We start from the raw sequence: 7,034 nt of genomic DNA, 5'->3' as shown, positions 1-7,034 counted from the left end.
ACTTGGATTTTTCAAACAATTTATATTTATACAGTTGCGCTAATTGTTTAAGATAAGATGCCATTACGCCACCACTAAGCTTGCTTTCGCCATATTTGCGGTCTTCAAACATTATTGGGTATTCACCGAATTTCTTAGCGTTACCTTTTACTGCAACTTCTAATCCTATTTTAAAACCCTCTAAGTTTAATTCTTTGGTAGGATAAATATCTCGTTTGAACATAAAAAACCCAGAAGTAATATCCTTGATTGGAGTTAGCGGTGCTGCTAATTGTCTCGCACCCCAAGAAATAAATTTTCTAACAAATGGCCAATCTTTGGAGCCACCACCTTTAATAAGTCTACTGCCAACAACTAAGTCGTAGTTCTCTTTTGTAATCATTTTGTACATACCTGTAAGTGCAACAGGTGGATGGGAGAAGTCGGCGTCCATAAAACAAATAACTTTCCCTTTTGCTTTAACAACCCCAGAATGCACAGCAGAGGAGAGCCCTCGTTCATTTTTTCTAGTTAGAAGTTGAACGGACTGCAAATTCAGTTTATTGATCATTTCCTCTGTGCCATCGTCAGAAAAATCGTCTACCACAATAATTTCAAATTCGAAGCCAGACAGCGTTTGATTTAGTGTTGGAAGAAGCTCTTGAAGATTTTCTTTTTCCTTATAGGTGGGGATGACAATAGATAAGTCCATGAACAAATTATATAGGGATTTTTTGTTTAAGGAAAGGCTGTATAATATTGGTATGAACGTAAATACTTTAAAGATGCAAGAAAATGAGTCCCATTTAACTTACTTTGGCAAAAGAAGTTTAGACCTTTTTGACGAGCCGGTACTGATGGGGATACTTAATGTTACGCCAGATAGCTTTAGTGATGGTGGTAAGTTTGTAGACCCGATTCAGGCAGTGGAACAAACTAAGAAAATGATTGCAGAAGGTGCTACCTTGATTGATATTGGTGGAGAATCTACACGTCCGGGAAGTAAGTTTGTCAGTGAAGAAGAAGAGTTGGCTAGAGTTATTCCAGTATTAGAAGCAATAAAAAAAGAAATGCCAAAGGTTTTAGTTTCTATTGATACGAATAAAGCTGTTGTTGCAGGAGTAGCCATCCAAAAAGGTGCTGATATGATCAATGATGTGAGTGCTGGAACATTTGATGCAGAGATGTTTTCTGTGGTAGCCAAGCATGGAGTCCCTATTTGTTTGATGCATACCAAAGCTACTCCTGATATTATGCAAAATGACACTGAGTACAATGACCTTATTTCTGACATTTATCAGTTTTTATATAGTAGAATAGAAGTAGCCGAGAAGGCAGGAATTGATAGAAAACAAATAATTGTGGATCCTGGCCTTGGCTTTGGAAAAAACGTAGAGCAGAATTTGCAAATAATAAGGGATTTAAAGGTTTTCAAAGGACTAGGTTGCCCTATTCTGATAGGGTCTTCCCGGAAAAGTTTTATTGGGAAAATAACAGGCAAGGATATCTATGATAGAATATTTGGAACAGCCGCAACTGTAGCTGTTAGTGTTTTAAATGGGGCTGGAATTATAAGGGTTCATGATGTTAGTGAAATGAGGGACGTTGTATTAACAACTAAGGCAATAAAGAAAGAGGTGACGTGATGAAGCATGAAGCATTTTTGGGATTAGGGTCTAATTTAGGAGATAGATATGGTTATGTTAATCAAGCTATTATTGAATTAGAAAAAGATAAAAACATCCGCACAATGGCGGTTTCGAGCTTCCTTGAATACCCTGCAGAAAACAAGCCAGAAGACCCAATCTTTGTTAATAGTGTAATAAAAATAGCTACTTCTTATACTCCTCATGAGTTACTTAAAGTCACAGAGGAAGTAGAACGACAGTTAGGAAGAACAGACAAAGGCAAATATTCTAGGAGGACAATTGATATTGATATTTTGTTTTATGACAAAGAGGTTGTGTTGGACGATGACCTAATAATCCCGCATCCACTGATGCATGAGCGGATATTTGTTTTGGAACCATTTAGTGAGATTGCTCCAGAAGCTTATCATCCAATCTTAGATAGCAATATTGCTACCTTGTTCCGTTCTTTGAAAGAAGGTAGAGAGATTTGAGGATGAGGGACGTAAGACGAGGTACGAGAGACTCAAGATGAGGCAGTATTTGGTGAAAAGTTTAGCAGAGACAAAAAAGGTTGCCAAAGAAATAGCCAGTGGATTAGTGCCTGGAAAGATAGTCACTTTAACTGGTGACTTGGGCGCTGGTAAAACTACTTTAGTACAGCTTATTTGCAAGGAGCTCGAGGTTAGCGAATATGTTAATAGTCCTACCTTTACTATTGTTAATGAATATGAGAGTGGCAAATGGAAAGTAAACCATATTGATTTTTATAGAGTTAAACATACGGATGAGCTTTTAGAAATAGGAATGGACCAATATTTTAACGATACCGATGTTACCTTTATTGAATGGGCTGAACTTTTTGAAGAAATACTTCCCGAGAAGATCGTGCGAGTTAATATTGAAACGTTAGCTAATGAAAGAAGGATAACTATAGATGATTAGCTTAGGGGTAGTGGCAGTAACAAGAGATGTAAGTATAGCAGTAATGGAAAACGAGGTTTTGCTTAGCGAGATAAATTTAAGGAAAGAAAAAATAGATGATTTGATTATCATTATTGACCAAGCTCTTAAAGTCGTAGGTAAAGATGTAAGCGAGATAGATGAGTATATTGTTGTGAATGGACCAGGTAGTTACGGTGGGATTAGAAACTCGTTAACAACGATTAAAGTGTTGGCCTTAATGAATGCTAAAAAATTAAAAACTGTAAATTTATTGGAATTACTGGCTTATCAGAACAAAGAATATCGAGGATTAATAGTTGCTACAATGGAGTCACGTAAGGATGAATTAAATTATGGGTTCTACGGCGGGGGAGAACAACTAAATTCTATTATAGTCAGTGATACTATTAGAAAAGATAGTTTGTTCCCAAAATTATTACAGATCAAAGAAGAGTTTTTAGTAATAGGGGACTTGTACGAAGTACCAGAATTAAATAAAGGTATTTATAAAGCAGTTAAGCCCTTGGCCTCAGAAGCTATTTTATTGTCTAAACAAAAATCGGAACTGGAATTAGATACAGTAGCTCCTATTTATTCCTATCCTGTAAATGTGACTGCTCCTAAAGTAGGTACAAAAAAGTGATCAAGCTACAAAAGGCTCAAGCTAATGACTTAGCCTTTTTAGAAAGAATTCATCAGCAAACAATCGCTTCTGTTTGGAGCAGAGAAGACTTTTTAAATGCCTTAGATAAAGACGACAAAATTGTTAGTTTAATAATAGAGCAAGGTAGTCCAGTTGGGTACATTATGGTAGATGTTTTGCCTCCAGAAGCAGAGCTAATCAATATTGCGATTGGACCAGAAAACCAGAGCCGTGGCATTGGTTCTAAGGCAATGAAAATATTAATGAACAATTTAAGGGAAAAGAAAATAGAAAGTATATTTTTAGAAGTTAGAGCAACCTCAAAAGCTGTAGATTTTTATAAAAGCAATGGGTTTGAGGTTATTGGCGTGCGTAAAAAGTATTATCCAGATGGGGAAAATGCTTTGCGGATGCGTCTTTGTATCACCTATAGTAAAATAGCTTAAAGTTATAAGATTAATTATGAATTATCAAAGAGAATTAGAATATTTATCATCAATAGAGCAATTAAGAGTCCTTCGTGCTGTATCTGCTCGAGAAGGCAAGTACGTTATGATTAATAATCGGAAATTGATGGACTTATCTTCTAACGACTATCTCGGAATTGCTGGGGATTCTTCTCTAAGGAAACGATTTTTAAGTGAGGTTGATATTGCAAAATATCCGTTCTCTTCTTCTGCTTCTAGGCTAATGTCAGGCAACAATATTGTTCTTGATGAGTTAGAGTTATTGCTCGCCAAGTTGTACACAGGGAAAGAAGCTTTGGTTTTTGGGAGTGGGTTTCAGGCAAATATTGGAGTAATTCCAGCACTTATTGATAAAAAAGCGATAATTTTTGCAGATAAACAGGTCCATGCAAGCATCATTGACGGTATTTTATTAAGTGGAGCAAAATTGTATCGTTATAAACATAATGATATGAATAGTTTGAACGGGTTACTTGCCAAGTACAGAGATAATTTTGAAAATGCTTGGGTTATAACAGAGAGCATTTTTAGCATGGATGGCGACACCGCAGATATAAAAACCTTAGTTGCGTATAAGAATAAATATAAATTTTCTCTTTATGTTGATGAAGCTCATGCTTTTGGCGTGAGAGGTAAAAACGGAGAAGGCGTTTGCGTGGAGTTAGGTTTGGCAGAGCAAGTTGATGTGATGATTGGAACATTTGGTAAAGCATTAGCTTCTGTTGGGGCATTTGTAGCTTGTGACAAGGAGATGAAACAGTATTTAGTTAATAAAGCACGGTCTTTTATTTTTTCTACTGCGTTACCTCCAATTAATATTCTTTGGACTAAGTGGTTGTTAGAAAATTTACAGTTGTTGCTTGTTGAACAAAGAACAAAGCTACAAAAAATGTCCGATGATTTTAGAAGAAAAGTTAAAGCTCTTGGTTATGAAGTAACAGGGGATAGTCATATTGTTTCAATTGTTATCGGGGACAATAAAAGTACGCTGAAATTATCCAAGCAACTTGAAGAAGCAGGGTTTTTAGTGTTTGCAGTTCGTCCGCCCACAGTCCCTATGGGGAGCTCCAGATTAAGGATTTCATTGAATGCCGAGCTAGATGCTTCAGATATAAGTCAGCTAGTCGAGGCTTTAAGCTTGTGTTGGTCTGTGGGAGCAAGATAGCATGCAGTTTCAGTGGGTTAAGCAAACTAGTGCAGACAGTTTAATTATTTTTTATACTGGATGGGGCATGCAACCTAATTCTATTGTGCTTGAAACAGCTCGTAATGATTTGTTGGTATTTTATGATTATACAGTAAGTGAAGTTCCAGATGAATTACTAAAAACTATTAAAAAATATAAGACAATTTTTGTTGTTGCTTGGTCGCTTGGAGTCGTGGCTGCTTTACTGCATAGAGGAACATATCAGACCGATCAAGTAATTGCGATTAATGGTTCTATTCTTCCAATTGATGATGCTTATGGTATTTCGACTGGTGTATATCAGGGTACTTATGATAATTTAGATATTTCAAATTTGAATAAATTTTATAGGCGGATGTTCACTTGTAGCGAGCATTATGCAAAATTCCATAAAATACAGACGATTTCAGAAATAGATAAACTTAAACAAGAGCTAATAAGTATTAAAGAGTTTTCAAAAGAAATTAAAATAGAAGATAACAAATATTTTACTAAGGTTTTTATCAGCAAAAAAGATAAAATATTTCCTTATAATAATTTGTTGTTGTTGTGGGATAGCCCGATTGTTTTGGATAACAGTCATTATCCTTTTTTTGATTATCAAAGTTGGGATCAATTACTAGATGCTTGATAAGGGTTTGATAAAGAAAAATTTTTCGCGTTGTGTAAATACTTATAATAACTCGGCTGTTATTCAAGTTCTGATGGCAGATAAACTAGTGGAGATGCTGCAAAAACAAGGTGGAGTTTGTTTTGAAAATGTTTTGGAAGTAGGGGCAGGGACAGGTCTTTTAACTTCAAGGATGATAGATGATTTTAAGATTAGGAATTATTTTGCCAATGACATTATTAATAACTATCAGGCATTTCTGTTAGCTTTTTCCCCGAAGATTAAGTTCCTTGATGGTGATATTGAAGAAATAGAATTAACGACCAAATTTGATTTGATAATAGCAAACGCTGTCTTTCAGTGGATAGAAGACATTAAGAAATTTCTGCAGAAAATAGAGAATTCCTTAGTAGATGAGGGCTATTTAGGCTTTACTACTTTTAATAAAGGTAATTTTAAGGAGATAAATGATGTGTTGGGTGTATCGTTAAATTATTTAGATAAAGCAGAGCTTATTTGCATCTTAAGTGAGCGTTTTAATATAATGGAAGTTGTTGAGATGGAGGAGAAATTATATTTTGATGATTTCGTGAGTGTTTTACAGCATATTAAGGCTACAGGAGCCAACAACTTAGGTCCTACAAAATTGTCGAAAGCACAACTTCAAGAAAAAGGTCTTGAATATAAAAAGAAGTACTCTAAAGAAGGCAAATTAAGCCTTACTTATAGACCTATCTGTGTGATTTGTTCTTGTAACAAATAGGATTATCCATATAATAAAATTAATGACAAAACATGAACTATCTGACAGTGATTATGAAAAAGAACTAGAGAAACTTCAAGTAGAGTTAGTTAAACTCCAAGCATGGATTAAAGAAAAGCAACTTAAAGTCGTCGTGCTTTTTGAAGGACGAGATGCAGCTGGAAAAGGTGGAGTTATTAAAAGAATAACAGAAACTCTTAGTCCAAGAATTTGTAGAGTTGTTGCTTTAGGCACTCCTACTCCCAAAGAATCCACGCAGTGGTATTTTCAGCGTTATGTTGCGGAATTGCCAGCAGGCGGGGAAATAGTTCTTTTTGACCGTAGTTGGTATAACCGAGCAGGAGTTGAGCGGGTTATGGGTTTTTGTACTGAGCAAGAATATCAGAATTTCCAAATTTCTTGTCCAGAGTTTGAAGTATTACTTATTAGAGCTGGAATAATTTTAATCAAGTATTGGTTTTCTATTAATGATAAAGAGCAAGAAAATCGTTTTCAGGCACGTTTAAACAATCCAGCTAAACGTTGGAAATTAAGTCCAATGGATTTAGAATCTAGAAATAAATGGTTGGAATATTCTCAAGCAAAGGATGAAATGTTTAAGTTTTCAGATACGGAGCAATCTCCTTGGTATGTTGTTAATGCAGACAACAAAAAGAAAGCACGTTTAAATTGCATCTCCCATTTGCTTTCAAAAATTCCTTATGCTGACCTAACTCCGGAACCAATCACCCTGCCAGAAAGAGTAAATCCTCCAAAAGAATATGTACGTCCACCGATGGATTCTCAGAAATTCATACCAGAGCTATATTAACT

General features: G+C 35.5%; 10 protein-coding genes. 9 read left to right on the top strand and 1 reads right to left on the bottom strand.

The window, feature by feature from the left end; all coding sequences use genetic code 11:
• Nucleotides 1-691: polyprenol monophosphomannose synthase (locus PHF25_02470; GenBank protein MDD4526884.1), on the bottom strand; the 691-nt coding region annotated here is incomplete at its 3' end.
• A 52-nt stretch (nt 692-743) separates the two neighbouring features.
• Between PHF25_02470 and folP the strand changes: the two genes are divergently transcribed.
• Genes folP through ppk2 form a run of 9 tightly spaced genes read left to right on the top strand, consistent with a single transcriptional unit; the run spans nt 744 to nt 7,032 of the window.
• A complete protein-coding gene (folP, locus tag PHF25_02465; protein ID MDD4526883.1) occupies nt 744-1,625 on the top strand; it encodes a dihydropteroate synthase in 882 nt (293 codons plus the stop codon).
• Nucleotides 1,625-2,101 (top strand): 2-amino-4-hydroxy-6-hydroxymethyldihydropteridine diphosphokinase, encoded by a 477-nt coding sequence (folK, locus tag PHF25_02460; protein MDD4526882.1) that lies wholly within the window; start codon nt 1,625-1,627, stop codon nt 2,099-2,101. Before folP ends, folK begins: the two co-directional genes overlap by 1 nt.
• A 37-nt stretch (nt 2,102-2,138) precedes the next feature.
• On the top strand, nt 2,139-2,552 hold the full coding sequence (tsaE, locus tag PHF25_02455) for a tRNA (adenosine(37)-N6)-threonylcarbamoyltransferase complex ATPase subunit type 1 TsaE (protein MDD4526881.1): 414 nt from the start codon (nt 2,139-2,141) through the stop codon (nt 2,550-2,552).
• The gene (tsaB, locus tag PHF25_02450) at nt 2,545-3,195 is read left to right on the top strand and encodes a tRNA (adenosine(37)-N6)-threonylcarbamoyltransferase complex dimerization subunit type 1 TsaB (GenBank protein MDD4526880.1); all 651 of its coding nucleotides are present in this window, start codon (nt 2,545-2,547) and stop codon (nt 3,193-3,195) included. The genes tsaE and tsaB overlap by 8 nt, the downstream gene beginning before the upstream one ends.
• Nucleotides 3,192-3,641, top strand: coding sequence for a ribosomal protein S18-alanine N-acetyltransferase (gene rimI / locus PHF25_02445; GenBank protein ID MDD4526879.1), 450 nt, complete (start codon nt 3,192-3,194; stop codon nt 3,639-3,641). Before tsaB ends, rimI begins: the two co-directional genes overlap by 4 nt.
• A 16-nt stretch (nt 3,642-3,657) precedes the next feature.
• Nucleotides 3,658-4,827, top strand: a complete 1,170-nt coding sequence (locus PHF25_02440) for an 8-amino-7-oxononanoate synthase (protein ID MDD4526878.1) — start codon at nt 3,658-3,660, stop codon at nt 4,825-4,827.
• Between the two features lies 1 nt (nt 4,828).
• On the top strand, nt 4,829-5,479 hold the full coding sequence (locus PHF25_02435; GenBank protein MDD4526877.1) for a DUF452 family protein: 651 nt from the start codon (nt 4,829-4,831) through the stop codon (nt 5,477-5,479).
• Nucleotides 5,472-6,221 carry a malonyl-ACP O-methyltransferase BioC gene (gene bioC / locus PHF25_02430; protein ID MDD4526876.1) on the top strand — a complete coding sequence of 250 codons (750 nt, stop codon included), beginning with the start codon at nt 5,472-5,474 and terminating at the stop codon, nt 6,219-6,221. Before PHF25_02435 ends, bioC begins: the two co-directional genes overlap by 8 nt.
• Nucleotides 6,222-6,243: 22 nt before the next feature.
• Nucleotides 6,244-7,032 (top strand): polyphosphate kinase 2, encoded by a 789-nt coding sequence (gene ppk2, locus PHF25_02425; GenBank protein MDD4526875.1) that lies wholly within the window; start codon nt 6,244-6,246, stop codon nt 7,030-7,032.
• Nucleotides 7,033-7,034: the final 2 nt, after the last annotated feature.

The sequence above is a fragment of the Candidatus Margulisiibacteriota bacterium genome, from assembly GCA_028706105.1.
Lineage (GTDB): Bacteria > Margulisbacteria > Riflemargulisbacteria > GWF2-35-9 > DYQY01 > DYQY01.
The sequence above is the reverse complement of the archived record's forward strand: the minus strand, read 5'-3'. Positions and strand labels throughout refer to the sequence as shown.

Bases quoted from the DNA above. Each gene is read 5' to 3' on its own strand.
- PHF25_02440 (MDD4526878.1), top strand. From the start codon at position 3,658: ATGAATTATCAAAGAGAATTAGAATATTTATCATCAATAGAGCAATTA.
- folK (MDD4526882.1), top strand. From the start codon at position 1,625: ATGAAGCATGAAGCATTTTTGGGATTAGGGTCTAATTTAGGAGATAGA.
- PHF25_02435 (MDD4526877.1), top strand. From the start codon at position 4,829: ATGCAGTTTCAGTGGGTTAAGCAAACTAGTGCAGACAGTTTAATTATT.
- tsaB (MDD4526880.1), top strand. From the start codon at position 2,545: ATGATTAGCTTAGGGGTAGTGGCAGTAACAAGAGATGTAAGTATAGCA.
- folP (MDD4526883.1), top strand. From the start codon at position 744: ATGAACGTAAATACTTTAAAGATGCAAGAAAATGAGTCCCATTTAACT.
- tsaE (MDD4526881.1), top strand. From the start codon at position 2,139: ATGAGGCAGTATTTGGTGAAAAGTTTAGCAGAGACAAAAAAGGTTGCC.
- ppk2 (MDD4526875.1), top strand. From the start codon at position 6,244: ATGACAAAACATGAACTATCTGACAGTGATTATGAAAAAGAACTAGAG.
- bioC (MDD4526876.1), top strand. From the start codon at position 5,472: ATGCTTGATAAGGGTTTGATAAAGAAAAATTTTTCGCGTTGTGTAAAT.